Here is a 26,732-nt window from a genome sequence, read left to right on the forward strand (position 1 = left end):
GACGGGCGGGTGTGAGGGGGCGGGCGCTCACGCGCCTAGCCGCGTATCAAATTAGGCGCTCAGCCGCGTTCAATTACGTGCTCAGCCGCGTCTCAAACGTGACATCCAGCGTTTGATGCTGGCCGGGCGCCAGTTCGCCCTGCAGGCGGTCCAGCAGCACTTGCGCCGCACGCCGGCCTAGCTCGGCGGCATCCACGCCCAGCGTCGTCAGCCCCTGCGCCCATTGCGCGGCGCTGCCGTCGTCCGTAAACCCCAACACCGCCAGGTCTTGCGGCACGTGCAAGTCGCGGTTGTGCGCCTCTGACACCGCGGCCGCAGCCAGCAGGTCGGATGTGCAAAACACCGCGTCAAAGATCGTATTGGTGGCCAGCAAGCGCAAGAAGGCCATGCGGCCGTCATTCATCTGCAGCACTTCGGGCTGCACGATATCCGCCACCCGATCCAGCCCCAGCCCGGCCGCCGCGCTGATGAAACCCTGGCGCCGCGCGCGTTCCCACGGATTGTCAGCGCTGATGCAAGCCACCATGGCGTGCCGCTTTTCGGCCAGATGGCGCGCAGCGGCCCGGCCCGCCTCTTCGTTGTCGATGACAACCGCGGTGTCCAGCGGATGCGCCGAGGCGTTCCAGGTTTCCACCACCGGTATTTCCAGCGCAGCCAGTCCGGCGCGCAAGGCCGGCTCGTCCAGCGGACCCATGACGAGTGCGGCGGCCGGTTGCAAGGCGGCCAGCTGCGGCAGCATGGCGGGGTCGTGCCAGGGGCCTGCCGCCAGGAAGTAACCCTCGGGCGCCAACCGTTCCGCGCACGCCTGAATGGCCCGGCTCATGGGGCCGGTATCCAGGCGGGGGGCGATCAGGGCGACGAGGCGGGGCGGGGGAAGAAGAGACATCAGATCGGAAAAGAGGGGGGATTTCAGCGGATTGGTCAGGCAAGACGATAACCCAGCCTGCGGGGGACGCCGACGCTGGGTGCACGTCGGGCACCCAGCGCCCCTAGCCCGTCGCGCATCGCTCATCGCTCATCGCCCCAAGCCCCAAGCCCCAAGCCCCAAGTCCCAAGTCCCAAGCTCCAAGCTCCAAGCTCCAAGCTCCGGACCCCACGCCCCACACCTTCGGGCGTACTCGGGCGGTGAAGGGTAAAATGCCTTTTTTGTCTCAGACCGGGCCGCTTTGCGCACCGGTTTTGAAGGTGCCCAATGTCCACGCTCGCCGAGTCCCCTGTCCCCTCGAACGAATCCGCCGCTGCGGCCGCTCCCGCGGAAGCCGTTTACGATCCGACGCAAAAGCAGAAATCGCAGGCCAAGACGGCACGCATCCCCATCAAGATCGTTCCGGCCGAGCGCCTGAAGAAGCCTGAGTGGATTCGCGTGAAGGCCGCCGCGCCCGGCTCGCGCTTCTACGACATCAAGCGCATCCTGCGCGAGCACAACCTGCACACGGTGTGCGAAGAAGCGTCCTGCCCCAACATCGGCGAATGCTTCGGCAAGGGCACTGCCACGTTCATGATCATGGGCGACAAGTGCACCCGCCGCTGCCCGTTCTGTGATGTGGGCCATGGCCGCCCCGACCCGCTGGACACCAAAGAACCCGAGAACCTCGCGCGGACTATCGCCGCGCTGAAGCTGTCGTATGTGGTCATCACCTCGGTTGACCGCGACGACCTGCGCGACGGCGGCGCCGGCCACTTCGTGGACTGCATCACGCACATCCGCGAACTGTCGCCCACGACCCGTATTGAAGTCCTGGTGCCCGACTTCCGCGGCCGCCTGGACCGCGCACTGACCATCCTGAACGCCGGCCCCCCGGACGTCATGAACCACAACCTGGAAACCGTGCCGCGTCTGTACAAGCAGGCACGCCCGGGTTCGGACTACATGCACTCCCTGAAGCTGCTGGCCGAGTTCAAGAAGCTGCATCCCGAAGTCGCCACCAAGTCAGGGCTGATGCTGGGCCTGGGTGAGACGGATGAGGAAATCCTGCAAGTGATGCGGGATATGCGCGAACACAACGTGGATATGCTGACGATCGGCCAGTATCTGCAGCCGTCGGAACATCATTTACCGGTGCTGCGGTATGTGCACCCGGATACATTCGCGATGTTTGAACGTGAGGCGTATGCGATGGGGTTCTCGCATGCGGCGGTGGGGGCGATGGTGCGGTCTTCCTACCATGCGGATGAACAGGCGCATGCGGCTGGGGTGAATTAAGCTGCGGTCGAGTCAGCATGGTATTTCTTAAGGAACCCAGGATTTTTTTCAGGGCACCATGCTGGCGAAGCCATTACCCTTATCCATTTCGGGTAGGGCGTATTACCAACATATGATTTCCTCAGCATATCCTCTCCTCATTGGATAAGGATGTCGAGTGGCCTGTACATCAGGCTGCTTAATATACAAGTCGCGCACCGTGTTTGGGTTGTATTCGTGATTGATCGACAGTACCGTGCGGGTCGCTTGCCGACAAAATGACCAGTACATCTCGGAAACGCTTCTGGGCATTTCAGTCCAGGAATCGATGTTGACAATCAAGTCATACTTTTCATGGTGCTGGGAAAATTCCACACTTGGCAAAATTTTGAATTTTGCCGGTGAATTTTCACCCCCCAATGCAACATTCTCGGCACCGTGTACACGCCCCAAGAAATAGCCTTGAGCGGCGCTTGTCAGCGGTATATCGACGATTGAATAGTGCTTAATTCCAAGCTGGCTGGCAAAGTCGGCTGTTCTGCCCAGTCCTGCACCGATTTCCAATACTCGAAAATCTTTGTTTTTATTGGCCAGCTGTGCAATACGCCACCCTTGGTAGACCGCTTGCAGGGCACGAAAGCCGATCACTCCCCGTTTAGACGGGAGGCCCAATTCGTTGGGAAATGGATTCGGAAAAGCGAGCTGTATTCCCAGCGCCTCGTCAATGTCATTCAGAATGCCGTCGATATCGATTGGAGGCGCTTCGCTGGTTAAGTTAGCGTCCATGTCGATTTCTGGATAGCTGATGCGTCTGGCTCCAACTGCCTCTGCAAGACTGACAAGAGCATCGCATAGCCAGATTGCATACAGATCTTGCCATTTCGCAGACTGATTCAACCGGGCTATGACCAATTGGTGCGGTTCGGGCTCTCCTGCGGGGGAGCTTGCGACCGCATCGAATCCAAAAAAGAAAGTACTGGAAGCGGGATCTCGGAGTATTTTGGACGCGGCTTCTACGTCGTCACCGACCAAAACTTCGTGGATGGGTTTTTTCAGGTTGAAATGCCAATCGTCCCAACCGCCTCCGGATGACGAAAACTGACGCATTGCAGAGCGATATGCCGTCATGACCCGAATCACGAGCGCCCTGTCGTCCGGTGCGTCGACGCCTGGGTGCGTCGAAAGCTTCGGGGCCAAGGCTACAGGCGGGTGGTTGAGCAGCCAAATAAAGTTCTCGAGCCGGTTGCTGCGCTGCAAATGACGTGCTCGACGCTGTTGGGCGTCAAGCGGCCCTTGGCCAGTTGGTGCGTTCTTCTTGGGTGCGCGCAGTAGAGCCTTGAAGTTGTCGAGAATTGTCATCTTCGCAAGTGTGTGGCAGGGCGTCAGCGGCAAATCGTAGCACGCGTAGGTCCTTCCTACCGTCTGTCGCTACTGCCTCCAGGCGGCTCCTTCCAAGCGTTGGCGCGGAGTCGGCAGAGAGGGTGTCGGTTGTCGTTTATCGGGGCGACAACACCTTATAATTTGGCCCGTCCGTAGTGCCGAAGTCCCGCCCGCCCAGGCATAGTGAGCCGGTGGTCTCATCTCGTCTTACAAAGATGCTTCTCAATAGCAGCTGTCCTTCACATGCACACAAGTTTTTCGCAGTGCCTCGTTCGCACCCGCAATTTTATCGTTGGGGACGGTAACTCCGATCTGGATATGTTGCCGGATCGGATCCCCAAGTTCTACTTCGGATTGTGCATCGCGCTATATGTAGTGTATTTGATCGCCATGCAACCCGCCCTCCTGCTGGGCGGGGAAATGTGGGCGGAAATGGCAACAAATTACTACGTCAATGCCGGGTCGGACTCGTTGTTTGTGCGTCTTTTTGCCACGGATGCTGGCTACGTGCCCCTGCCGCAACGCATCATCGCCCAATTTTTCCAAATACTCGCATTGCCGGCGTCAAGTATTTCATTTGCCTATTCCTGGGCGGCTGTACTTTTTACAGGTGCTTTGGTAGGAAGCTTTTGCCTTCGCCCATTCCGTCGTGTGGTGCAAAGTGATGGCCTGAGATTGGCGACATCTTTGGTAGTTTTGATACTGTCGGACTTTGAAACTCGAACGTTCATAAACTTTTCCTACTTTGCTGCCTTTTTCTTGGCAATTCTGTCGGCATGGGCTATCGCGTCGCCAAAGGATCAGCGGGTGCCGTGGTGGGCGTGGTTTGCGCCGATATTGGTGGTGTCCAAACCCGCAGTGTTGGCCACCGTACCAGGACTGTTGATTGCCGCGTTAATCAGCCGCAACCGTCGGTTTCAATGGCTGGCCGGACTGACCGTAGTGATGTGTGGTGCCCAAGCATTGCAAATGCTGCTCAGCAGGCATCAGGGCACGTTTGCTGCCGCAGTCGCCACAAGTCTCGGTGATCGGGTGTATGCTGGTCTGAAGTATGCGCTCGGTTATTTAAGCAATTATTTGGCAGGGCCATTCATTCCTATCGGGGCTTACGGCCTTATTTTGATGGGCGCTTTGCTGGCAATAATCTTGATCTTGGTCGTAGTTTTTAGAAAAAGGCCCTCAAATTCGTTGATAGTTATAGGCGGTTTGGCAATTGTTTTTAACATGTTGATCAACGCCGTGGCGCTCAGTGACAGCTGGACGTCCAGCATGAATCAGTTACCTGGACCAGGTATATATCGGCATGTGATTGTCGCGGTTTCCGGTGCAATACTGATCATCGCCGGTTTGTCTATGAATATTCTGCAAGCCGACGCGACTATACTGACCGCAAACCGCAGCCGGTTCGCGGTCATCTTGTTTACTGGGTGGTTTGCTGTGGTGGGGTGGGTTGATCAGGCAGGGCGTCTGAATCAGCAACCAGTATTTCCAGCGCTCAACGTGTCGTATTGGAAATCGATGGGTCCCTTGATCCAAAGCGGTGCGCCGGTTTGCGTTCCGATTAATCCTCTAGGGTGGTATTTTGAGCGAGGATGCACCGTATTGAGCTCTGGTTTGTCGTGGGGGACTCCTCTCAATTTTCCGGCCGCGCAGGACGCAATGGGTAGTGTCAAACTTCAGCTTCCCGTGCCTGACCTTCCGGGTCGTAGTGTTCAAGCGATTGGCCTTGCGGTTAAGCCAATGGTTCCTGAAATGGAGGTCGTATCAGGCCGCGTGCTTCTGATATTGAAGGACGGAACTTCCAGGGAATTGATTGGCTCGACTCGCATGTCTGCCGCCGGTGCCTTTCTCATGCTGAACGCCGCGGTACCAATTTCAATGGAGCAGATCGCCTCCGCCGAGATTCTGATCCAAGCTCCTGTGGTCGTGGGTCGTACCGCCGCGTCTGAAGGCGCGCCCCCCGCCCTGGCGTGGCTGGGACGCTGAGGATTCAGAAGAAAAAATCAAGAAGGCCCCGCCTTGAGACTTTGCCACCACGTTGGCGTGGGCCTGGCGGCGGGGCTTGCGGCATCGGTCTTTCTTCGATATGCCGGAGGCGAAAGGCGCGTGGCGGTCCAAGCACTTCTCCACTAAAATTGTGCGCTTCGGTGCTTCGCGGCGCGCTGCGTCAAAGCCTTCAGTGCCCCGCCTCCCTTCCTCCAAAGTCCAGAGTGAGTGTTTCGTGCAGATTGTGATCCCCATGTCCGGTTTCGGTGAACGATTTCGTCGTGCAGGCTATTCGCTCCCCAAACCTCTGATCCCGATCGATGGAAAGCCAATAGTCGCTCATGTCATTGACATGTTCCCTGGCGAGACGGATTTCCTATTCATCTGCAACCAGGAACACCTCGACAACTCGGAATATGCGATGGAGGCGACACTCAAGGCTTATTGCCCCACAGGTCGTATCGTCGGAATTCCTTCCCATAAGTTGGGTCCTATACATGCGGTTCGGCAAGTTGCAGAACTGATAGACGACGGCTTGCCAGTGGTTGTGAATTATTGTGATTTCACGTGCTACTGGGATTGGCATAACTTTCTCCAGTTCGCGAATGAGACAGGCTGCGATGGGATAGTTCCTGCATATAAAGGGTTCCATCCCCATACGCTCGGTAGCACCAACTACGCCTATATGCGTGAAAGAAATGGCTGGGTTTTGGACATCCAGGAGAAACAGCCCTACACGCAAGACCGCATGAATGAGTACGCGTCCAGCGGAACGTATTATTTCCGCAGTGGGGCGCTGATGAAGCAGGCATTCAAGGAAACGATGGATGCGAAGCTCGACGTAAATGGAGAGTTTTATGTGAGTTTGGCTTATAAGCCATTGCTGGATCGCTCATTGCAGATTGCCGTTTATCCGCTTCAGCATTTCATGCAATGGGGTACCCCGCAAGATGTCGCGGAATATAAGAATTGGTCGGCTGCTTTTCGCACGCTAGTTGCGCCGGCTCCCGAGCCTATGATCCCAATTGGCAGTGTTGTGATGCCTATGGCTGGAATGGGCAAGCGATTTTCCGACGAGGGCTATGTAGAAACCAAGCCGCTTATACCAGTGTCCGGAAAGGCGATGGTTCTGCAGGCAGCAAATGACCTGCCACCGTCTGTGCATCAGGTATTCGTGCTGCGACGGGATATGCCAGGCCACACAGGGATCGCAAGAGAATTGTTGGCGGAATACCCTGACGGAATAATCTGCATGTTGGAAGGGATTACTGAAGGACAGGCTTGCACTGCCCAGATCGGTGTGGACGCGCTTTTGGAGGCCGTGGCAGATGTCCAAGGACCCATCACTATCGCTGCGTGCGATAACGGTGTGCTTTATGACGCTCGTGCGCTAGAGCAGTGCATGTCAGATCCCCGGACCGATGTGGTTGTCTGGGCGGCAAGAGGGCACGCAAATGCCGTCCGCCATCCTCAGATGTTCGGATGGATTGACGAATTGGATGGATGTATTCGGGCAATATCCGTGAAACAGCCCCTGGAGTCACCCGATAAGGATCCCATCGTCATCGGGAATTTTACATTTCGGAGAGCCGAGGATCTTCAGGCAGTGGTTGCACGCCTGCAAGCAAGGAATGGCCGAATAAACGGCGAATTCTATCTGGATTCGGCAATCAATGATGCGATCGACCTAGGGCTGAACTGCCGCATGTTCGTGGTGGATAGCTTGCTATCCTGGGGTACCCCGAACGATTTGCGTACCTTCGAATATTGGCAGTCGTGTTTCCACAAATGGAGCTCTCATCCATATCGGCTGGTGGATGATCGCCGGGTTGCTCGGGCTCAGTTGGCGGCCCTTGAAGAGAAATATAAAAACATGGTGCCTGCGCTGCCAGGCCCAAATTCATGATCAAAAAAGAGCTGCCAGTATTTTTGTTAGTGGGATGTTTGACTGTGGTGGTTGACTTTTTGACCTACCGCGCGCTTCTCGTTTGGAGCCCACTGCCCTTAGGTGCTGCCAAAGGCATAGGGTTTGTCGCGGGTACTGTATTTGCATACATCGCAAATCAATTTTGGACATTCAACCACGTTGAGTCTTCAAAAGGCAGTTGGTGGAGGTTCATCCTGCTCTATTCAATGACCTTGGGCGCGAACGTGATTATCAACAGTGTCACACTTGCGCATATGACTCCCAACCCGCACGCCGTCCAAGTTGCCTTTGTCATCGCTACGGGCGTTTCGGCGGCGCTGAACTTCATTGGCATGAAGTTCTTTGTGTTTCGTACTCCGTTTCGCGGCAAATTCAAATGAAGCTCTCTCTCGTAATTCCTTGCTATAACGAGGCGGCCAATATGCCGCTGCTGTTGGAACGTTGTAAGGTGTTGACCTTGCACTCCGATATTGAAGTGATATTGGTAGACAACGGGTCAACGGATGACAGTGCAAGGGTCTTGGAGTCATTGCTGCCTTCGTATCCTGGTTGCCGTAGTGTAAGAGTGGAGAAGAACCAGGGATATGGGTACGGAATCCTGCAAGGGCTGCACGCAGCTCAGGGTGAAATCTTAGCCTGGACGCATGCCGATATGCAGACGGATCCGTGCGATGTATTGCGTGGTCTAGCCTTATTTGAGCTCCACGGTCAGGATATATTTGTGAAGGGAAGCCGCTATGGCCGGCCCATTGCCGACGTGGTCTTTACCGTTGGGATGAGCATATTTGAAACCATGCTGCTGCGGACTCGCCTGTGGGACATAAATGCACAACCCAATATGTTTCACCGTAGTTTCTTCGCAACTTGGCAGCAGCCTCCCCACGATTTTTCATTGGACTTGTTCGCGTTTTATACCGCCAAAGTTCACGGCATGCCAATATATCGATTTCCAGTGAAATTCGGTGAGCGAGCTCATGGGGTGTCTCATTGGAATATAAATTGGGCGGCAAAAATGAAGTTCATTAAGCGAACCGTTACCTTCAGTTTGCAGCTGAAAAAATCGAGAAAGCTATGATTCTAATCGCGCATCGTCGCAATGCCTTACAAGAGTTGAATTCGACTCCAACTGAGTATGGTGTCGAGGTAGATATTCGTTGCCGCGGTGACCAGCTCATAATTCACCATGACGCACTCGTGCCCGGTGCGGATTTTCTGAAGTGGATTGCTGCTTATCGTCACAAGACCCTGATTCTCAACGTCAAAGAAGAGGGACTTGAAGCGCGACTTATCTCTGTAATGCGGGACCATGGGATCGACGATTTCTTTTTTCTCGATCAGTCGTTTCCCTTCTTGGTGAAGTGGGCAAAGGCGGGCGAGCGACGCTGTGCGGTTCGTGTTTCTGAATTTGAATCCATCGATACGGCGCTCAGTTTGGCTGGGAAGGTCGATTGGGTCTGGGTGGATTGCTTCACAAAGTTTCCGCTCTCTGGCGACGATGCAAAAAAACTGCAGGACGCCGGGTTCCGGCTCTGCATCGTTTCACCAGAGTTGCAAGGGCGCGATGCTGAGACCGAGATCCCGGCTTATGCTGTTCTGTTAACGGAAAGAGGCATTGCCGCACAAGCCGTTTGCACCAAACGTCCAGATCTTTGGAAAATCGCATTCGCCAAACAATGAAGACGTTATTTCTCCATCCACTTTTTCTGCTTGGATTGGTATTGAGGCTTGCCGCGGTGGCCTTGGTGGCACCGCGACCGGTGACTGAATGGTATGCGCCATTCCTGTCCTCCAGCATCTCACAATGGAATCTGGATCCTTGGCAACTGTGGCTCTCCGCAGCAGGCGGTGCCGAGGCATTTCCGTATGGCTACGTCATGTGGCTGGTTTTTTTGCCGCTGACGCTTTTGGCCAAACTTGTCAATATCGAGGTGAGCACGGGGTACATGTTGACATTGACGATCGTTGATGTCTCACTGTTGGTAATTCTGCGACGCCTCGTCCCTGGCCGTGATCGGATGCTGTTATTGGTCTATTGGCTTTCGCCGATCACACTGGTGGCGACCTATTGGCTTGGCTATAACGATCTGGTGCCGGTTGCCCTATTGGCCTTGACTCTCTATTGCATGCGTCAGAGGTTGAACTGGGCTGCTGGTGTGGCGTTGGCGGCAGCTATTTCAGCCAAGCTGAGCATGGCAGCTGCGCTCCCCTTCCTTCTCATCTATTTTCTTCACAATCAGCCCCATCGTAAATTCTTACCGGATTTTCTGAAATCGTTCGGCTTGGGTATTTGCCTATTTCTCTTGTCGTTCATACTGGTGTCCAGCGACGGCCTGGCCATGATCTTATCCAATCCGGAAGTTACAAAGATCTATAGGCTGGCAATACCCATGGGTGGAGATGTCACCATCTATGTAGTGCCGTTGGTCTATCTGATTACGCTTTATGCGGCTTGGCGTGTACGGCGTTTCAACTTCGATTTGCTATGTGCAATGCTTTGTATTGCATTTCTAATGACGGTGCTCATGACCCCGGCGGCGCCGGGTTGGTTCGTGTGGGTATTGCCATTTCTCGTCATGTACCAGGCAAGCAGTGATCGAGTCGCTTATGCACTAGTTTGCCTCTTCTCCTGCCTGTATGTCGCGACCAGCTTGCTGGCCGACATAAACGCCAAGGATGTCATTGAGTCCTTGTTCGGGACTCCCGTATTTGCACTATTGCCGCGAGGAATCTCGATAGTGCATACCGCGCTTATTGCCACAGGAGTCGTGTTGGCTGTGAGAATTTGGCGGGAAGGCGTCAGTCGGAACGATTTCTTCCGCTTTAGCCGCCGACCGTTTGTACTTGGCATCGCCGGTGATTCCGGCGCAGGTAAAGATACATACTCTGACGCCATGAAAGGGCTCTTTGGCGTCCACTCTGTCGCAACCCTGTCCGGTGATGATTATCATCTATGGGACCGCCAAAGGCCGATGTGGCAGGTCATGACGCATTTGAACCCAATGGCAAACGATATTGAGGCGTTTGCAAATGATCTTGTAGCCTTGACAGACGGGAAGTCAATCCAGTCGCGGCATTACGATCACAAATCGGGGCGAATGAGCAAGCCGTTCAAAATAGACAGCAATGACTTTATATTTGCGAGCGGACTGCATGCCTTGTACCTGCCAATACTGCGCAGTTGCTACAACCTTAGCGTTTACTTGGATATCGATGAAGAGTTGCGTCGATATTTGAAGTTGAAGCGCGACGTCGAGATCCGCGGGCACACGCGTGAGCGGGTGCTTGCTTCTTTCGAGCGTCGCGAGCCGGATTCGCAACGCTTCATTCGTCCGCAGGCAGCGCATGCGGACTTGCTGTTTTCCCTGAAACCCATTCACCCCAATATGTTGGCTGATGCGTCGGATGGGCAATCGTTGCGTTTGAAATTGGTCGCGCGTTCCAGAATGGGCCTAAGTGAAATTTCATTAGCCCGCGCTCTGATCGGCATCTGTGGCTTGCATGTTGACATGGTTACGAGTTCAGATGGCGCCGAGGTCGTGCTGACTATTGAGGGGGAAACGACTGGCAAAGACATCGAACTTGCGGCCAAAATTATTTGCCCTGATATATTTGAATTCCTCGATACGTCTGCGGAGTGGGTAGACGGTGTGGCGGGCATCATGCAATTGATTACGCTCGCCCACATTCAACAGGCATTGACCAAGCGCTTTATATGATAAAAATCTACAATCGGGAGCGATTTTCTCGTCTTCCCGATGCAATTTTGTTCGATACGGATAACACACTGTACCCGTACGACCCCGCGCACTCAGCGGCACAGCAGGCTGTACGAGAAAAAGTCGTATCGACATTTTCCATTCGTCCGGAGGAGTTTGACGTAGCTTTCAAGCAGGCTCGAGAGGAAATTAAACTCCGCCTCAAGCATACGGCTTCTTCACACAGTCGTCTTCTATATCTTCAGCGTATGCTGGAGATAATGGGTCTTGGCTCCCAGGTGTTGCTCGCCTTGGATTTTGAGCAGACATATTGGCGGACATTTCTCAGCAACGCGATCCTGTTCGACGAGGTCAAGGACTTGCTGGACGATATACGCCTGCTAGGCATACCTACGGCTATCGTTACGGACTTGACTGCTCAGATTCAATTTAGAAAGGTCGTTTATTTTGGCCTGGATCATTATTTCGACTATATAGTCACGAGTGAAGAGGCCGGCTACGACAAGCCGCATGTCGCCCCTTTCAAAATAGCTTTGGAAAAAATGCGCCCTAAGGGTGAGATAGTGTGGATGATTGGTGATAATCCAGTCAATGATATTCAGGGTGGGCGCGAGACAATCAACGCCGTCACTTTACAGAAAGTGCATTCTGGAACGCCCGTTGGCACATCTACGGGTGCACCAGATGCGGCATTTGGAGAATTCGCAGATCTGCGGCGCCTGATAGCTCAACTTGGGAAGATTTGATCATGTATACAACTCGTTCCGACCTTCATGCGGCTATTTTGGCGTTTTGCAGCGCGATAGGGAAAGACCCACTGCTGGTACAAGGAGCGGGAGGAAATGTTTCCTACAAATACGACGACGAATTATGGGTAAAGGCGTCGGGGACCTGGCTGGCCGACGCTAGCACGAAAGATATCTTTGTACCAGCAGATCTGACTGAGCTCAGGGCCGCCATTGCGCAAAACGAGTTCGATGCAGCGCCACGCTTGGCGCGGAATTCCAGCTTGCGACCGTCCATTGAAACGATGTTGCACGCCTTGATGCCCCAGCGAATTGTCGCGCATGTTCATGCCATCGAAGCATTGGTACATCTTGTCAGCGTCGACTGCGAAACGCGACTTCAGGAACTTCTGGGGGATTTTCGAGAATGGGTTCTGGTTGACTATTACAAACCCGGAGCGCCCTTGGCTACGGCCGTTGCTCAGCGTTTGGGCGAGTCTCGCAATATCAGCGTTGTATTTCTTCGAAATCATGGTGTCGTGGTAGGTGGGGAGACCACGGAAGAAGTTAGCGCGTTGCTGGAACTGTTGACTTCGAGGTTGCGGTCGCCAGTCAGGGAAACCAGGGCCGGCCCCGTCGCCGTAGCTCAACGTGGCTTGCAGGAGCTAGGAAACGGTTATAGAAGACTGCGGGACAGCGAATTGGAGCGACTTGTCTTTGACGAGGACTCCTATCGCAGGCTTACTCAGTCGTGGGCCCTGTACCCGGATCACGTCGTGTTTCTAGGGCCTAGGGCATTGGTATACGATCGTCCACCAGCTAGCGGGTTCGGACCTTCGATTGAGGAGGGCAGGGAATATCCGATTTTCATCCAGGGTGTCGGAATATTTGTCGGGCAAAAATTCAATCAGGCCGCACACGAGCAGTTACGATGCTATCACGACGTTATCGTGCGTCTGTCGGCCGAAGCTCAGACATGTACCCTGACTGTGGCCGATATTGCAGGCCTGCTTGACTGGGATGCAGAACGGTATCGCATCGAGAACGCAAAATAATTGACTAGTGATTCTGTCGGGCAATATCGGGTGCCTCGCATCTGGAGAATGAGGATCGCCGCATCCGATGCAAATGGTGGCGATCTTTTCGCATTGCTCAAAATGGGTTATTTATCGGTCAGTGCGCTTATTATTTCTTTGGCGTGCACGTTCCAGCCATAATTCTGTTTTACTTCTCTAAATGCGGTTCGTGCGAGGTCGATGTATCGGTCGGAACCTATCATCGCAATCATCTTGCGGATTTTTTCCGTCCATTGACCTGCGTTGGCAAGGTGGCCGGTTTTATCGTCTGCAATTGCACGAGCGTATGTATAAGTGGGCGTGGCTACAGTAGCTGTGCCAACGATCGCAGCCTCAAAGTACTTGAGTTCGGATTTGCAGTTTGTAAATTCGTTATTCAACAACGGGACGATATTGATGTCAACGCTTCCGATCAGCCGTTGTAGATTCACATAATCTTGCATAGGATGATAATCTATCCTATCGCGAAATGTCTCGAGATGTTCGCCGGGCTGAATGTATCCGACAAGAGTCAGACGTACGTTGTCGTCGCGCTTGAAAATCTCCGCAATCGCCGGTGCCGCCAGAGCGAAGTCGCGGCGATGGCTGGGAGAACCGCTGAAGTATCCTATGGATACCGGCTTGAGTGAGCAAAATCTGGATTGCTCTTTGGTGTGAAATATCTCTTCAGAATAGACTTGTTGGATTTGATTGAGAAAGTTCGGAATGATTCTGGGGATCTTGTCTGGGAATGTGTCTTGCAGGCGATCAGCGAGGTATTGATTGGTCACGATAGCGCCATCACAAAGCCGCAGCATCTCTGCTTGACGCGACACATATGCATACCAATAGTTCAGCGAGTCGTCTTCGCGGTATTCGCCAATAGTGTCAATAAGTACGGGCAGCTTCTGTGTGTCGAACACAAGATCATCAACGTCAAACAAGACGCGCACGCCGTGCATGTTGGCCAATCTGACGAGCTGAACCATTTTTGGAGAATGACGTGTACGGCAGATGACCAGCGTGCTGCAGTCGGGAATCAAACGCATGGCGTCATCCAGCTCATCCTTATAGAACCAGGTGGCTGAGATGTCGCTTTCAGTCGATGCATTGACGCATTCAACCATATTGAAGACGCGATAACGAAACGTACTGTTGTCGCGTCCTTCGTAGATATATATCGCACGTGTACTCTTCGCATAAAACATGCGTACTCGATCAGCCAGGGAAAGATCCCAAGGGTCGCGATAGGCGTAGGGTTTGACTTGTAGCAGACTAAACATGGAGTGCGCGAATTCGTTTGGTCAGAAATTCGATAGGGTGTGCGAGTGAGCTATTCCAATTGCGTTGAATGTTCGCGGTTCGCATGTTTTCACGTCGCTGATCGTGATCGATATTCATTGCTTGAACGATACCCCCCAACAGTGCCTCGACGGTAGGGGCCGTGCAGATTATATTTTTCGAATATCCGGAAAGGTCAGTCTTGATGCCCGATGCATTGGTAACCGCAATTGCACCCGAGCAGGCCAGATCGAGGGGGGGATAACTTGGGTGTGGGGTGTCCATCAATGTCAGGCCTATGTCAATGGTCTGTAGCAACGCGGAATATTCCGACCATTCCATCTGCTGGTGAAAGTAGATGTCGGGATTTCCGGGTAGCGTTCCGTTGGGAAGATCCTTGCCGGCAAAATGGAATTCCCAGTCTTGCGGATCGAGGATGCCCCTGAGCAGCGCCTGTGTAATGACTTCAAGCCCTCGCAGATAGAGATTGCGAAGATTGTTAGGGCGTCCGTAGAAGAAGAAGCGCCGCTTTGCATTGGTCTTTGGCTCAAGGGCCGGATTCATGCTTGGAAACGCTGGTTCAAAATGGGTGGACCTGCCCGCCAGACCAGGTATCGAATTAGGGCCTTGGGTTAGGTGTCGTTCCAGTAATCTCGTATTCAGTACACATACGATACCGTCATCGCTAATGACTTCCTCGCACCGAAGGCGCTCGTCGCCATAGCCATAGAACATCCGCTCGTCCTCTTGCAGTAGATAGATGATCTGCTCTGCAGCGATAGACTTACGCAGGCCGCACGTCGTCCACCAGGACGTTGTGATGAAAACATCGTCGGAGTGGCGTACGGGTACGTAGTAACCGCTGGTGGGTGCGGACTCGATCATGGTCAGTTCACCCGAAAACTCGACCTGATTGAGCTTAAGAAGGCGGTTTACCACCTCTGAGCTACCCTCACCATTTCGGGTGATCAGTCGAAGCTGAGCTCCTTTTTGCTGCGCCAAAGTCGCCGCGAAAACCAGCGCGGTCGCGACGCCTCCAAACAAAGAGGCAGGCCCGATGCTGTCGGTAACTACGTTGATGCGCAGCCCACGAGAAGGGTCATCTTTGATCCGTAACGGTCCCAAGTGGGCCAAACGAGCATCCAATACCTGTTCGAACGATACAGTCACGACCGGAGATGCTACTTCGCCCAGTCTGGATATTTTTCTGCGTTCACGCCGGCCAGCCAATTCAAAATGAACTAGAGGGTTCAAATTTGCGGCAGCCACGTCCGGATGATCCGCAAGATATTGGGCCGAGTCGAAGTCCTTTCCCGGCTGTAACCCTTCGCGCCAGTGTTGGGCGTAATGCGTTGCAGCGGCGTGGGCACTAGCTCCCGGCAGGTACATGGCGGCATACGCTTTAGGATCGAACAACGGCGACTGAACGATTAATTTGATGTCCCGTCTAAGTTTCTTATGAGCACGCGCGCGATGGTACACGCGACGTGCCATTTGCACAGCGATCGCCGATATGCCGGGTGCAGGTGCTGCCATGGCGATGGGTGATTGGTTGCGGGACTCCAGCAGCTGCTCGTGAAGTTCCGCGCAACGCAGATATGCAGCCTCAAGCTCGCGGCGGTACCACGCGTTTTCCGTAGCCGTACCCTCGGCAAATGCAGGGGTATTGTCTTCCGTGTGTTTCGTCGCGCTGGAGTCACTGGCAGCAGCTTGGAATTGAGGAATGATGGGCGTCGAGGGATCAGAGTTCTTTGACATTATTTCTGTGCTGATGACCTGAATATACGGAGGAATGGCTTAAGATTGGCAGCGCGTGCTGTAGGGACGCGCTCCATACCCATAATCTATCTTGAAAATTGCTTGGCTTTGTCGATCAGCCAACGCATCGGCGCGGTGTATCTCCAACTTTTCGACTGTTCCAATGCCGCCATTGCAGTTTCTGCAGTAGCGATTCTTGCTTGAGCCGTAGCCAGCGTTTCTTGAAGACGCTCAATTTCGTCGTCGCGACGTGCGAGCGTTTCCGCTTGTTGCGAGATCGTCTCTTCCGAGGCCTGCAGCGCCAGTTCAGTTTGCAATATGGTCTCGGCCGGAGGCAATAGGCGAGTTGCCCATGGGTTGTCCAATTGCACAGGCACATCATGCTTACGAAACTCCGTGCCATGCAGGGCGGCGTGGCCTTGGACAACTAGTTCCTGCTGACCAGCGACGATACGGCGGCCGAGAGAGTTGCTGGCAGCCGGATGCTTGCGTACAACGCAGATTGAATTTATGAACTCCACCGATCGCACTTCGGCCAATGCTTCCGCAGAGATATCACAGCCGTAATGAGCCAAGATGCCAGCGAGAACGCTCTTGCGATCCGGGGCATCTATCCCCCAATGCTCGAAATTGATGGCATCAGCCAAAAGCTTGAAGAAGGAGATGGATGAGTAGGGATGGTACAAGCCGCCGTCGAAAGCAGACCAATAGCTACAGTGAAGATCCTCAGCTATGAAAGTCCCGCCCTGCACAATGGAAGGAAAGTACAGACAGAACGACTTTATGATATCGCCGGAGAGATGGGATCCATCTTCAATGATGACGTCGAACTCGGAGGATTCACTGATAATAGAGGCGTGTGTTGCTGGGGCATTTGCGTCTCCTACTATCACCGTAATGCATGGATTAGAGTAAGATAATTTGAGGCAATCAGGATTGATGTCGCAACCGATTATTTGTTTCGCGTTGCCGAAGTAGCTGCTCCAAATCTCCAGGGATCCGCCATTTTGAATTCCAATTTCGAGAAGGAGTACAGGTTCGTCACGATACTTATCGAGGATGCGCCCATACTCTTCTAAATAGATTTCCCATTTGTCGGATACTTTTCCGACATGGGTTTGGTAGAGCTTTTTTAAAGCTTCTTGCGACATTTGCCTACCTTGCGAGGGGCGATACCCCTCAAACGAAAATCCACGCGTGATGATGTGTAGATATCGGAGTTTTTCAAAACCGGGGCAATCTGGCAGACTTATTTGAGCTGAAATTACTTTCAGTGACCGAAATATGCCTGGGTCACTATGTCCGGTGGGCCGTCCATTTTTATCTTGCCGTGTTCAAGCCAGATGACACGGTTGCATGTTTCCAAAATTAGTTCGCGTGAATGGCTAGCGATGATCAGGATATGTGTAGACTCAACCAGCTCGTTCATCCGCGCTTCTGCCCGAACCCGAAAGCCCTCATCGCCGACCGATAGCCACTCGTCCATCAACAGAATTTCAGGGCGAATGATGGTTGAAACCGAGAAAGCCAGGCGTAAATGCATACCCGAGGAATAGGTTCGGACAGGCATATCGATGAAGTCTCCAAGCTCGGAGAAATCAATTATCTCGTCTAGCTTTGATTTGATCTCTGATCGTGTGAGTCCGAGCAGGGCCCCTCGCAGGTAAATATTTTCGCGTCCGCTGGCCTCTGGATCAATCCCAAAGCTGACGTCGATCAGCGAGCCGATCTCACCCTTGATTTCGGCTCGGCCGATGGACGGTTCATACACGCCACTCAGCAACCGCAAGAGCGTACTCTTGCCGGCTCCGTTGTGCCCGAGCAGGCCGACTCGCTCCCCATCCTTGATGGTCAGCGTAAGGTCTTCTATTGCACGTATGGTGACTCGCCCACTAGCGTCGGCGCTGATTTGGCCGCCAGTTGCCACTTGGAAGAGCCTTTTTTTGAGTGATCGTGCGCTCGCGTTATAGATTGGAAAATCGACGCAAACCTTGTCGAAAATGATGGAAGCCATAGTCTGTCTATCTTGTAGGGGCGAAGTGCCTTAAAGCCAATAGGCGATACGACGACGGTATCGGCCGAACAGCGCGAGGGTCAGGAGCCAGCCGATGATGGCGATGCCAATCGACACCAGCCAGTTTTCCGATGAAGGTTCTTGATCCAGCAATGGCGCGCGGACGATCTGAATGAAATGATAGAAAGGGTTCAGGTCCAGCATGTAGGTGCCCGCACGCGAAGGCAGTAGGCTAGGAAGCCACATGATCGGGGTGAGGTAGAACACGACTTGCAGAAAGCTTGAAATTATCTGCGGGATGTCGCGGTAGCGTGTACAGATCACGCCGAGAAAGATGGCAATCCAACTCAGATTCAGCAGCAAAAGTAGTAACCCAGGGATAGCCATGAGCACGTCCCACGTTGGCGCCTTTTGGACGGCGATCAGCACCAACGGAAAGATCACGACGTTGTGCGCAAGGATGATGAGATTGCGCCACAGCACGCGGAAAACATGCACGGTCAGGGGGATCGGCAATTGCTTGATGACAGCCTCTCCAGCAATGAATCCGCTACACCCTTCGGTAATGACGGTCGAAATGAAGCCCCACAGGATTAAACCCGCCGAAAGAAATGGCAGGAACTCATCCATGGGTGATTTGAAGATCTGCCCGAAGACGATACCGATCGTCGCGATCATGACCCCCATGCTGATGGTGAGCCAGAAGGCGCCTAACGACGAGCGGCGGTAGCGCTGACGCACATCCTGCCAGCCCAATGTACCGATCAGAGAATAGCGTTTGAGGGCTGACGTAATGTCTTGCACGGCGTCAGCCGCGGTTTGTTTGGACATGAAGAAGGGTCTATCAATAATTAATCGTTGAAAAGCAAGAGCGCCGGATATGTGTTGCCACGGCAGCTCCGTTACGTGGGATCAATCTCTCTTGACCGCCAGTTCCGGCGGCTTCATCAGCACTGGAACCGTATTGCCAAGCGTAGTGACCTCATTGAAATCTCGTCCCGCCAGCGCCAGGCTGGTTACGTTGTAGCCGCTGAATCGAGGCAGCAGGCCGAACAGTCGTTCCAGCGCGTGGGCCAGAGTACCATCTTGCTTGCCGTTCTCAGGCTCGAAATCCAGTAGCGCTACCGGAATATCGTGTAGAGCGGCGATGGCTTTCGGAGCGAACCAGAACATGGTTCCGGCAAAGAAACCCAGCGGTACGTCTTTGTCCTGCAGCCGAACGGTGGTCAGACTCTGTGCCAACCTATGAACGACCGTCTGATTGGCCCCCCAGTAGTGTGGGTGGCTCAGATAGTAGTCATGCGGCCCAACCATGCCAACTCGCCCAGTACGGAGCAAGGCGATGCTTTGGTTTACGGTTCGAGAATCGCGACAAAGTTGAGAAAACAGACTTTGTTGCCAATCTTGCCCCCGATCACTGTAGGTACTTTTCTTGGAGTGCAGCTTTAAGACAGCATCGTAGTTTTCAAGCAATCCGCTACGATGGACTGCCAGAAACGGCCCGACGTCACGGCCTCGATTCTCCGAAAGCGAAACCGTTACGCTGGCGGCGAGATCTGAGAATAGGTCTATGAGGCTGGCTACTGCTCCTTCGTGTGGCGTCGTGATGATCAAGTCGAAAGGTTCGACGATATTCCGGATCAGGGCATAGATTTCTTTCGCCAATTCGGGATAGAAGATATGCACGACCACGGCAACCCGAACACCGGATTGGCCAACTGGGCCCGAGTGGATGATACGCTGCCACGGCAATGGGTCTGTGGTGGTTTCCAACGTCGTCAGGTTGCCACGTTTGAATCGGTAATGGACGCGGGAGCGCTCAACCAACTGTTGAATGGCTTCCAACTCGTGCGGCGAACACACCTTGGGCAACCATGCCAAGCTCAACCGATGAGGGTTGTTTCTGACGAGTTCGGTTTTGATCAGCCCCGCCTGCCGCGCCAGAGCTCTCGCTTGGAAATGCGTGGGATTGAACTGTCCAAGCGTACGCCAGAACGACGGGCGCATTAGATGGGGCAGAGTCCTGAGGGTAAGGCGCTTGTATCCCCAGACTGCCATTGCCCGCCAGCGCTCCAGAGTCGTCGGACGAAAAAGAGGCTCTACCTTCGCCCGATTGGCCATGAAAGCAGCTGACAATCCCAGCTCACCAGACAGGATTGTCTCGATCTTGGAGTTGCGTGGCGATAACGTGGAAAGCCAACCCTGGAACCATGGACTGAGAAGCACCTCGCCGCTTAGCGCGAGTAGATAGGATTGCAGGTGCCATTGCCATTGGCTGGACTGAGTAACGGCAACGACATCGGCTTGGTCCAGCCGGTGCAGCATGTTTGTCACTGCTTGCCGATACTGTGTAAGGTCGGTAATCAGGTAGCTTGAATTGAGCAGCAACAGGCGATCGCTACCCCCTTGCTCCAAGAGGGCGGCAATACCCACACGATAGCTGTAGAAGTCGTAGCCGATGTTTGGCCGAACAATCGTTCTGATCTTTGGGCTCGTCGGAATGTACTCTCGCGCGAGCTCACTGGTCGTGACAAGAATGACGGCATCGCACCTCGCTTCAAGATCGTCCAGGACTGCACGAAATGTCGAATCGAGCAGGTTGTCCGGATCGAAATGGGCAACAACGGCAGCAGTGCGAGACATATCAATGCAAAAGTGCGTGGGCCGCGCGATACAGCTTGCGCGCAATCGTATGCAACACAGGCACCTTGCGTAAGGCGTGAGCGACGCGCTGAACCCGGGAATTCATGGGCTTGTGCTTGCTGAGGTCCGCCGTAATCTTGGTGCCGTCTTGGGAAGCCAGCTTGGCCACCTGCTGGAACGCGGAGTCCCTTGCTTGTTCAAGCGAGATAGGGGCTCGTGCGGATACATACGAAGTGCGGGCGACTTCGTCCAGATAGCCCAAGCCCCACTTGAGGTCTGGCTCAAGGTGGCAACCTTCGCCCCATTCGTTCCATGCGTTCACAAAGATAAATGGATCGGAAGCATCGGGGCGAGTCGCTCGGGTGTAAGTGCGCAGGTACTTGAGCCAGGTGCCGAAAAATGCTGGCGTAGCGTTGACAATGATGGTGCCCGTGTCCTGTCTACGTGCGGTGTTGTCCCAACTGGGGATGATCCCCCGATAAAGCGTGAATGGGGGCTGTGTGCGCAACATACTTTGGGCGATCACCCGCGGATAGTCGATCAAGCCACCTTGGAAGTTGGGGTTGGACATGGCGGGCGTTGACTCTGGGCGATTCTGCGGGCCATTGAATTTGTGCGGGGGGAATTCGACCATCGCATCGGCGCCGACTTCTCGTGGATCACTAATGTCGTAGAAATCCACCACCGACACGTGTAGACCGGGCAACCCCAGCCGTTCAGCCTCTCGACGCCATTTGCGGATCGATAGCGCAGGGTCTGGCAATTCTTTGATGCGGTAAACGACCAGCAATGGTTTGCCGTCCACGCGTATGTAGCGTGGGTCAGCAAGAAATGGATAGATGTCTCGGATAAAGCGCTCTTCATCCCCTTCGGCGTACTTTTGTTCGAGCAATACGCTTTTGGTATCACCGTCCCACGTCCGAGTCCAGTTTTCATTGGCCCAACACAGGCAGAACGACATGTCGATGTCGGACGAGAGAAAGTTATTGAGCGGGCGTTCAAGAATGCGCCGTCCGCTGAACCAATAGTAATAAAAGCAGAACCCGTGAACGCCGTATTCGCGCGCCAGTGCGCTTTGTTCACGCATTGTTTCGACGCGCTCCAAGTCGTAGAAGCCCAGATCGCGAGGTATGTGTGGCTGATAATGCCCCTCGAAATTCGGCTTCCCGCCCGCCACGTTCGTCCATTCCGTAAAGCCCGGCCCCCACCAGAGTGAATTCTCTTCAACCCGGTGATATTGGGGTAGATAGAATGCGATGAGCTTCGACGAGTCTGGCGTGTAGCCGTCGGCGTCGGTCCCAGCGGCACCCCGATGACCGGAAAGAGCGTGGAACGAGGCGGCATCGTTCGGTTTGGTATTGCTTTTCATGAATGATATGAGAAAACCATATGCGGTCGATTGGGAGGCGGTTAAGTCCTGCGGTCAAGGGTCAGTCGTTGGCAGCCTTCAGCGCCGCCTCATTCAAAGTGGTCGGCTTCCTGGAATGGCTTCCCCAACGCATCTTTTGCAGAAACCGTTGGTTCTCCAGTAATGCCCCAATTGATCGCCAACTTTGAATCGTTCCAGGCAATGCAACGCTCGTGCGCGGGCGCGTAGTAGTCAGTCGTTTTGTAGAGAAATTCGGCGGTGTCGGACAGCACGACGAAGCCATGGCCAAATCCTTCAGGAACCCATAGCTGGTGCTTGTTCTCTGCACTAAGCAATGCTCCAACCCATTTACCAAAATGGGGAGAGGACTTACGCAGGTCTACGGCTACGTCGAAGACTTCGCCTTGGACAACACGTACCAACTTGCCCTGCGGCTGCTGAATTTGATAGTGCAAACCTCTCAATACGCCTTTGCTGGAGCGCGAGTGGTTGTCTTGCACAAACTGCACTTCGCGTTGTATGGCGTCTTCGAATACCCGGTGATTAAAGCTTTCAAAGAAGAACCCGCGATCGTCTCCAAAAACCTTGGGTTCGAACAGGATGACCTCAGGGATTGCAAGAGGAGATGCTTTCATCAGTACACCTTTTCGACAAGCAGACGCTGCAGATACTTGCCGTATCCGTTCTTGGCCAGCGGCGCCGCCAAGGTCTCCAGTTGCTCTGGAGTGATCCACTGGTTGCGGAATGCGATTTCTTCCGGACAAGCAACTTTCAATCCTTGGCGGTTTTCCAAGGTCGAAATGAATTGACTGGCCTCGAGCAGGGACTCGTGGGTGCCGGTGTCCAGCCAGGCATAGCCCCGGCCCATGATCTCGACGCCCAACTTGCTCTGCTCCAGATAGACGCGGTTCAAATCGGTGATTTCCAGTTCGCCGCGCGGCGAAGGCTTGATCTGCTTGGCGATCTCGACAACATTTTCGTCGTAAAAGTACAGCCCGGTGACCGCGTAGTTGGATTTCGGCTTGCTTGGCTTTTCTTCCAACGAAAGGACCTTGCCCTTTTCGTCGAATTCTGCCACGCCATAACGTTCGGGATCATGGACGTGATAAGCAAACACGCTGGCACCCTCGACACGTGCATTGGCGTTGGCCAGAAGCTGATGGAAGTCGTGGCCATAGAAAATGTTGTCGCCCAGCACGAGCGCAGACAGATCATTGCCGAGGAAGGATTCACCGATCAGGAATGCCTGTGCCAAGCCATCGGGAGAGGGCTGCACTGCATATTGAAGGTTCAAACCCCATTGCGAACCGTCACCAAGCAGTTGCTGGAACCGCGGCGTATCTTGCGGGGTCGAGATGATCAGGATGTCTTGAATGTCCGAGAGCATCAGCGTGCTCAACGGGTAGTAGATCATCGGCTTATCAAAGACCGGTAGCAATTGCTTGCTGATCGCGAGCGTGGCGGGATGCAGTCGGGTGCCGGAGCCGCCGGCCAGGATAATGCCTTTGCGTTTCATGCGGAAAGTTCCAATGACGTAATTTGATCGACCGTGCGGTCAACATGCACCGTCCAGTCCGGCAGTTGTAGCTTGAGCGGAGCGGTCAGGGCGATCGTATTCAAACGAGAATTTTTCGGTCGGGTCGCGGGCACCGGGTACTGCTCGGTCGTAATGGCAGTGATATTGTCAGGCTCGACTTTGAGGGCCAAGCCATTGCGGCGAGCGCGCGCGACGACATGTGTCGCCAAGCCATGCCATGTAGTGTGGCCGGCGGCAGTCACGTGGTAGATGCCAGTGGCGAGTGTGCCTTGCTGGTAGCCGGCAATAGCCAGGGCGGTGACGTCTGCGATCAATTCGGCCGATGTCGGTGCACCATGTTGGTCAGCCACGATACTCAAGGCATCTCTCTCTTTGGCAAGGCGCAAGATCGTTTTGATGAAATTTCCGCCATGGGCCGAGAACACCCAGCTCGTACGCAGGATGAGCGCCTTGCAGCCGCTGGCGGCAATTGCTGCCTCGCCCGCCAGTTTCGTCGCACCATACACGCTTTGCGGATTTGTCTGGTCGTCGATGTCGTAAGGAGCATTTTTGCTGCCATCGAACACGTAATCGGTGGAGTAATGCACAAACAGGGCGTCATTTTCCTTTGCGTACCGCGCGATTTCCGCAACGGCGTCGGCATTCACTGTCCGGGCGACGTCTTGATTGGTTTCGGCCTTGTCCACTGCGGTATAGGCGGCGGCATTCACGATCATGTCCGGCGCTTGGCGAACGAGCAATTGGCGCAACGTTTCCACATTTTCCAGATTGGCGCCTTGGCGGCCGAAGGCATGCACGTCGCCCAGCGGCAACAGTGTGCGCTTTAATTCGTGTCCGACTTGCCCATCTTTGCCGAGTAGCAGGATTTTCATAATAGTTCTCAAATTCGATTAGTCAACGCGGCGGCCAATAATCCGAGATTGCCCAGCAAGGTCTGACGATAAACCCCGGAACGTTTAATGCCCACTACCCTTGGAAACAGGCTCCGTTGGCGCGCCGAGATAAAGCGGTCGTACATGCGACGATTGTCGGGCGTCAGTTTGGGTAGCAAGGGCGAAAGCGCTTGAATATGCTGGTTGGTCCAGGTTTTTAAGTGTCCTTGGAATAGCATTTTGATCCGTAGCAGGCGCGCGCTTAGGCCGGCATTGGCGCCAATCAGGTTATCTCCATGCTGGCGATAGCGCAGCGAAGGCTCACTGTCGTAATGGACACGACCGCCACAGGCGCTTACAACGATATAAATCCACCAATCGTGGGCGACGACGTCTATGTCTGCACCTGCCTCGACCAACAGGTCGCGGGCGGCATTGTTCATCACCATGGTATTCCCGCCTGCAACGTTTTGCATGAGTGCATTGGCAAATGCTGGTGGGCGATTAAACAATGGTGAGAAGCCGATGGGTTGGCCCGCCCCGTTGATTAGTTCGGTCCGGGTACAGTACAGCGCGGGCTGTTCTTCTGGCACTTCCCGCAGCCACTTTACGGCACGTTCCAGCTTGTTGGGGTGCCAAATATCGTCTTGATCAGACAAGGCGTAATAGTCCGCGTGCAAAGCGGGCTCGCAGATCAACGACATGAAATTCTTGACGAATCCCTTGCGAGGTCCGGCTTGCAGCGTGACTTGCCCGGGCTTGTGGAGCTGGGAAAAAGCCCTCAACTGATCCAGAGTCGCATCGGTCGAGCCGTCATCTGATACCCAGAGTTTCCAACACGGGTAAGTCTGCGCTGCAAACGAGTCCAGTTGCGCAGCCAGGTACTTTTCGCCCTGATATGTGCAAAGGAGGATGGCAACTTGCTGGCTCACTGGGCTACCTGCATAGATACTCGGCTATTTGGCAAAACGGAAACTCGAGGTGGTCGCGGTTGTTTTCTGGGTTCTTGGGGCCCGGAATAGTCTAGGGTAGCTGCCGACAATACGAGATCTTGGCGGGGAACGCGTCGCGATGGTTCAGGCGCTGTATTGAGTGGTAACCCAATCGCGATACGCACCACTGGTGATATTTGCGACCCATTCCTGATTTTGCAGGTACCACTGCACCGTCTTGCGGATGCCGGTATCGAACGTCTCAGCAGGCTTCCAGCCCAGCTCGCGCTCCAGGCGTGAAGCGTCGATGGCATAACGCTGATCGTGGCCGGGGCGATCCTTTACGAACGTTATCTGGTTCTTGTACGGCTGGCCATCCGCCCGGGGGCTGAGTTCGTCAAGCAGCGCGCAAAGCGTGTGGACCACATCCAGGTTGGCCTTTTCGTTCCAGCCGCCCACGTTGTACGTTTCGCCGAGTTGACCGTCGGCCAGCACGCGGCGAATCGCCGAGCAATGGTCCTTCACGTACAGCCAGTCTCGAATCTGTTGCCCATTGCCGTAGATTGGCAGCGGCTTGCCGGCCAGCGCGTTGTGGATAACCAGCGGAATCAGCTTCTCAGGGAAGTGATACGGCCCGTAGTTATTCGAGCAATTGGTCGTCAACACCGGCAGGCCGTACGTATGGTGATACGCACGCACCAAGTGGTCGCTGGCGGCTTTGCTGGCCGAGTAAGGGCTGTTGGGTTCGTAGCGGTTGGTCTCGCTGAAGGCAGGGTCGTCCTTTTCCAGGGAACCATAGACTTCGTCGGTGGAGACATGCAGGAAGCGGAACGCGGCGCGTTCATCGTCCGGCAGCGCGCTCCAATACGCACGCACGGCTTCCAGCAGGTGGAAGGTGCCGACGATGTTGGTCTGGATGAATTCGCCCGGGCCGTGGATCGAGCGGTCCACATGCGACTCGGCGGCGAAGTTGAGGACGGCGCGCGGCTTGTGCTCGGCAAGCAGGCGGCTGACGAGATCAAAGTCACCGATGTCGCCCCGGACGAGCTGATGGGCGGGGTTGTCTTTCAACGACGCCAAGTTTTCGGGATTGCCCGCGTAGGTGAGCTTATCCAATGTCACGACGGGTTCGCTGCTTTCCTGGAACCAGTCGAGTACAAAATTGGAGCCGATAAACCCTGCCCCGCCGGTAACAATAATACTCATTCTTATATAGTCCTTGAGCGTTGAGCGTGCACGCAAACCCGCTGATTAACCCGCAATTATGCCGCAAGTGCTTTAGCACGACCTAATAAATGCAACAAACTGTGGTGTGAAATAAGTACGTTACAAGACTTGCTGCCATACGCTGCCGC

23 protein-coding genes are annotated in these 26,732 nt (G+C 54.4%); 9 read left to right on the forward strand and 14 right to left on the reverse strand.

Annotation, left to right across the window (positions count from 1 at the left end):
• Positions 1-73: 73 nt before the first annotated feature.
• The gene (locus AC1DB0_RS19715) at positions 74-886 is read right to left on the reverse strand and encodes a substrate-binding domain-containing protein (RefSeq protein WP_054421356.1); all 813 of its coding nucleotides are present in this window, start codon (positions 884-886) and stop codon (positions 74-76) included.
• Between the two features lie 306 nt (positions 887-1,192).
• Here AC1DB0_RS19715 and lipA point away from each other — a divergent pair, with 306 nt between their 5' ends.
• The gene (gene lipA / locus AC1DB0_RS19720; protein ID WP_342066395.1) at positions 1,193-2,203 is read left to right on the forward strand and encodes a lipoyl synthase; all 1,011 of its coding nucleotides are present in this window, start codon (positions 1,193-1,195) and stop codon (positions 2,201-2,203) included.
• 102 nt (positions 2,204-2,305) lie between these two features.
• Here the strand turns inward: lipA and AC1DB0_RS19725 are convergent, their stop codons facing one another.
• A complete protein-coding gene (locus AC1DB0_RS19725) occupies positions 2,306-3,541 on the reverse strand; it encodes a putative sugar O-methyltransferase (protein WP_476757478.1) in 1,236 nt (411 codons plus the stop codon).
• Between the two features lie 264 nt (positions 3,542-3,805).
• On the opposite strand from AC1DB0_RS19725, the gene AC1DB0_RS19730 reads away from it, so the two are divergent.
• The 8 genes from AC1DB0_RS19730 (at position 3,806) to AC1DB0_RS19765 (ending at position 12,971) form a co-directional block, all read left to right on the forward strand.
• Positions 3,806-5,548 (forward strand): hypothetical protein, encoded by a 1,743-nt coding sequence (locus AC1DB0_RS19730; protein ID WP_476757479.1) that lies wholly within the window; start codon positions 3,806-3,808, stop codon positions 5,546-5,548.
• A gap of 235 nt (positions 5,549-5,783) precedes the next feature.
• Positions 5,784-7,454: an NTP transferase domain-containing protein gene (locus tag AC1DB0_RS19735; protein WP_476757480.1), complete on the forward strand. Its 1,671-nt coding sequence runs from the start codon at positions 5,784-5,786 to the stop codon at positions 7,452-7,454.
• Positions 7,451-7,855 (forward strand): GtrA family protein, encoded by a 405-nt coding sequence (locus AC1DB0_RS19740; RefSeq protein ID WP_476757481.1) that lies wholly within the window; start codon positions 7,451-7,453, stop codon positions 7,853-7,855. The genes AC1DB0_RS19735 and AC1DB0_RS19740 overlap by 4 nt, the downstream gene beginning before the upstream one ends.
• Positions 7,852-8,550, forward strand: a complete 699-nt coding sequence (locus tag AC1DB0_RS19745; protein WP_476757482.1) for a glycosyltransferase family 2 protein — start codon at positions 7,852-7,854, stop codon at positions 8,548-8,550. Before AC1DB0_RS19740 ends, AC1DB0_RS19745 begins: the two co-directional genes overlap by 4 nt.
• A complete protein-coding gene (locus AC1DB0_RS19750) occupies positions 8,547-9,152 on the forward strand; it encodes a PI-PLC domain-containing protein (RefSeq protein ID WP_476757483.1) in 606 nt (201 codons plus the stop codon). The genes AC1DB0_RS19745 and AC1DB0_RS19750 overlap by 4 nt, the downstream gene beginning before the upstream one ends.
• Positions 9,149-11,191 (forward strand): uridine kinase, encoded by a 2,043-nt coding sequence (locus tag AC1DB0_RS19755; RefSeq protein WP_476757484.1) that lies wholly within the window; start codon positions 9,149-9,151, stop codon positions 11,189-11,191. The genes AC1DB0_RS19750 and AC1DB0_RS19755 overlap by 4 nt, the downstream gene beginning before the upstream one ends.
• Positions 11,188-11,937, forward strand: coding sequence for an HAD family hydrolase (locus tag AC1DB0_RS19760; RefSeq protein ID WP_476757485.1), 750 nt, complete (start codon positions 11,188-11,190; stop codon positions 11,935-11,937). Before AC1DB0_RS19755 ends, AC1DB0_RS19760 begins: the two co-directional genes overlap by 4 nt.
• Positions 11,938-11,939: 2 nt before the next feature.
• On the forward strand, positions 11,940-12,971 hold the full coding sequence (locus AC1DB0_RS19765; protein WP_476757486.1) for a class II aldolase/adducin family protein: 1,032 nt from the start codon (positions 11,940-11,942) through the stop codon (positions 12,969-12,971).
• Between the two features lie 107 nt (positions 12,972-13,078).
• Here AC1DB0_RS19765 and AC1DB0_RS19770 read toward each other — a convergent pair whose 3' ends face one another.
• From AC1DB0_RS19770 to rfbB, 12 genes are all read right to left on the reverse strand, one after another.
• Positions 13,079-14,254, reverse strand: a complete 1,176-nt coding sequence (locus tag AC1DB0_RS19770; RefSeq protein ID WP_476757487.1) for a glycosyltransferase — start codon at positions 14,252-14,254, stop codon at positions 13,079-13,081.
• The gene (locus tag AC1DB0_RS19775; RefSeq protein WP_476757488.1) at positions 14,247-16,010 is read right to left on the reverse strand and encodes a rhamnosyltransferase WsaF family glycosyltransferase; all 1,764 of its coding nucleotides are present in this window, start codon (positions 16,008-16,010) and stop codon (positions 14,247-14,249) included. The genes AC1DB0_RS19770 and AC1DB0_RS19775 overlap by 8 nt, the downstream gene beginning before the upstream one ends.
• A gap of 86 nt (positions 16,011-16,096) precedes the next feature.
• The gene (locus AC1DB0_RS19780; protein ID WP_476758722.1) at positions 16,097-17,161 is read right to left on the reverse strand and encodes an SAM-dependent methyltransferase; all 1,065 of its coding nucleotides are present in this window, start codon (positions 17,159-17,161) and stop codon (positions 16,097-16,099) included.
• Between the two features lie 119 nt (positions 17,162-17,280).
• Complete coding sequence (locus AC1DB0_RS19785) at positions 17,281-18,024, reverse strand: ABC transporter ATP-binding protein (RefSeq protein WP_476757490.1); 744 nt, start codon at positions 18,022-18,024, stop codon at positions 17,281-17,283.
• Positions 18,025-18,054: 30 nt separating this feature from the next.
• Positions 18,055-18,855, reverse strand: a complete 801-nt coding sequence (locus tag AC1DB0_RS19790) for an ABC transporter permease (RefSeq protein ID WP_476757491.1) — start codon at positions 18,853-18,855, stop codon at positions 18,055-18,057.
• 81 nt (positions 18,856-18,936) lie between these two features.
• Positions 18,937-20,667 (reverse strand): rhamnan synthesis F family protein, encoded by a 1,731-nt coding sequence (locus AC1DB0_RS19795; RefSeq protein ID WP_476758723.1) that lies wholly within the window; start codon positions 20,665-20,667, stop codon positions 18,937-18,939.
• A gap of 1 nt (position 20,668) precedes the next feature.
• Positions 20,669-22,036: a glycosyltransferase WbsX family protein gene (locus AC1DB0_RS19800; RefSeq protein WP_476757493.1), complete on the reverse strand. Its 1,368-nt coding sequence runs from the start codon at positions 22,034-22,036 to the stop codon at positions 20,669-20,671.
• Positions 22,037-22,125: 89 nt separating this feature from the next.
• Positions 22,126-22,671 carry a dTDP-4-dehydrorhamnose 3,5-epimerase gene (gene rfbC / locus AC1DB0_RS19805; protein WP_476757494.1) on the reverse strand — a complete coding sequence of 182 codons (546 nt, stop codon included), beginning with the start codon at positions 22,669-22,671 and terminating at the stop codon, positions 22,126-22,128.
• Positions 22,671-23,552: a glucose-1-phosphate thymidylyltransferase RfbA gene (gene rfbA / locus AC1DB0_RS19810; protein WP_476757495.1), complete on the reverse strand. Its 882-nt coding sequence runs from the start codon at positions 23,550-23,552 to the stop codon at positions 22,671-22,673. Before rfbA ends, rfbC begins: the two co-directional genes overlap by 1 nt.
• Positions 23,549-24,445: a dTDP-4-dehydrorhamnose reductase gene (rfbD, locus tag AC1DB0_RS19815; protein ID WP_476757496.1), complete on the reverse strand. Its 897-nt coding sequence runs from the start codon at positions 24,443-24,445 to the stop codon at positions 23,549-23,551. Before rfbD ends, rfbA begins: the two co-directional genes overlap by 4 nt.
• Positions 24,446-24,453: 8 nt before the next feature.
• A complete protein-coding gene (locus AC1DB0_RS19820; protein ID WP_476757497.1) occupies positions 24,454-25,377 on the reverse strand; it encodes a glycosyltransferase family 2 protein in 924 nt (307 codons plus the stop codon).
• Between the two features lie 144 nt (positions 25,378-25,521).
• On the reverse strand, positions 25,522-26,583 hold the full coding sequence (rfbB, locus tag AC1DB0_RS19825; RefSeq protein WP_476757498.1) for a dTDP-glucose 4,6-dehydratase: 1,062 nt from the start codon (positions 26,581-26,583) through the stop codon (positions 25,522-25,524).
• Positions 26,584-26,732 lie beyond the last annotated feature (149 nt).

This window comes from Achromobacter sp. 10T422, from assembly GCF_056394065.1.

What these genes read in the sequence shown, in the direction of transcription:
- AC1DB0_RS19715 (WP_054421356.1), bottom strand. Translation starts at nt 886, where the DNA reads ATGTCTCTTCTTCCCCCGCCCCGCCTCGTCGCCCTGATCGCCCCCCGC.
- lipA (WP_342066395.1), top strand. Translation starts at nt 1,193, where the DNA reads ATGTCCACGCTCGCCGAGTCCCCTGTCCCCTCGAACGAATCCGCCGCT.
- AC1DB0_RS19725 (WP_476757478.1), bottom strand. Translation starts at nt 3,541, where the DNA reads ATGACAATTCTCGACAACTTCAAGGCTCTACTGCGCGCACCCAAGAAG.
- AC1DB0_RS19730 (WP_476757479.1), top strand. Translation starts at nt 3,806, where the DNA reads ATGCACACAAGTTTTTCGCAGTGCCTCGTTCGCACCCGCAATTTTATC.
- AC1DB0_RS19740 (WP_476757481.1), top strand. Translation starts at nt 7,451, where the DNA reads ATGATCAAAAAAGAGCTGCCAGTATTTTTGTTAGTGGGATGTTTGACT.
- AC1DB0_RS19745 (WP_476757482.1), top strand. Translation starts at nt 7,852, where the DNA reads ATGAAGCTCTCTCTCGTAATTCCTTGCTATAACGAGGCGGCCAATATG.
- AC1DB0_RS19750 (WP_476757483.1), top strand. Translation starts at nt 8,547, where the DNA reads ATGATTCTAATCGCGCATCGTCGCAATGCCTTACAAGAGTTGAATTCG.
- AC1DB0_RS19755 (WP_476757484.1), top strand. Translation starts at nt 9,149, where the DNA reads ATGAAGACGTTATTTCTCCATCCACTTTTTCTGCTTGGATTGGTATTG.
- AC1DB0_RS19760 (WP_476757485.1), top strand. Translation starts at nt 11,188, where the DNA reads ATGATAAAAATCTACAATCGGGAGCGATTTTCTCGTCTTCCCGATGCA.
- AC1DB0_RS19765 (WP_476757486.1), top strand. Translation starts at nt 11,940, where the DNA reads ATGTATACAACTCGTTCCGACCTTCATGCGGCTATTTTGGCGTTTTGC.
- AC1DB0_RS19770 (WP_476757487.1), bottom strand. Translation starts at nt 14,254, where the DNA reads ATGTTTAGTCTGCTACAAGTCAAACCCTACGCCTATCGCGACCCTTGG.
- AC1DB0_RS19775 (WP_476757488.1), bottom strand. Translation starts at nt 16,010, where the DNA reads ATGTCAAAGAACTCTGATCCCTCGACGCCCATCATTCCTCAATTCCAA.
- AC1DB0_RS19780 (WP_476758722.1), bottom strand. Translation starts at nt 17,161, where the DNA reads ATGTCGCAAGAAGCTTTAAAAAAGCTCTACCAAACCCATGTCGGAAAA.
- AC1DB0_RS19785 (WP_476757490.1), bottom strand. Translation starts at nt 18,024, where the DNA reads ATGGCTTCCATCATTTTCGACAAGGTTTGCGTCGATTTTCCAATCTAT.
- AC1DB0_RS19790 (WP_476757491.1), bottom strand. Translation starts at nt 18,855, where the DNA reads ATGTCCAAACAAACCGCGGCTGACGCCGTGCAAGACATTACGTCAGCC.
- AC1DB0_RS19795 (WP_476758723.1), bottom strand. Translation starts at nt 20,667, where the DNA reads ATGTCTCGCACTGCTGCCGTTGTTGCCCATTTCGATCCGGACAACCTG.
- AC1DB0_RS19800 (WP_476757493.1), bottom strand. Translation starts at nt 22,036, where the DNA reads ATGAAAAGCAATACCAAACCGAACGATGCCGCCTCGTTCCACGCTCTT.
- rfbC (WP_476757494.1), bottom strand. Translation starts at nt 22,671, where the DNA reads ATGAAAGCATCTCCTCTTGCAATCCCTGAGGTCATCCTGTTCGAACCC.
- rfbA (WP_476757495.1), bottom strand. Translation starts at nt 23,552, where the DNA reads ATGAAACGCAAAGGCATTATCCTGGCCGGCGGCTCCGGCACCCGACTG.
- rfbD (WP_476757496.1), bottom strand. Translation starts at nt 24,445, where the DNA reads ATGAAAATCCTGCTACTCGGCAAAGATGGGCAAGTCGGACACGAATTA.
- rfbB (WP_476757498.1), bottom strand. Translation starts at nt 26,583, where the DNA reads ATGAGTATTATTGTTACCGGCGGGGCAGGGTTTATCGGCTCCAATTTT.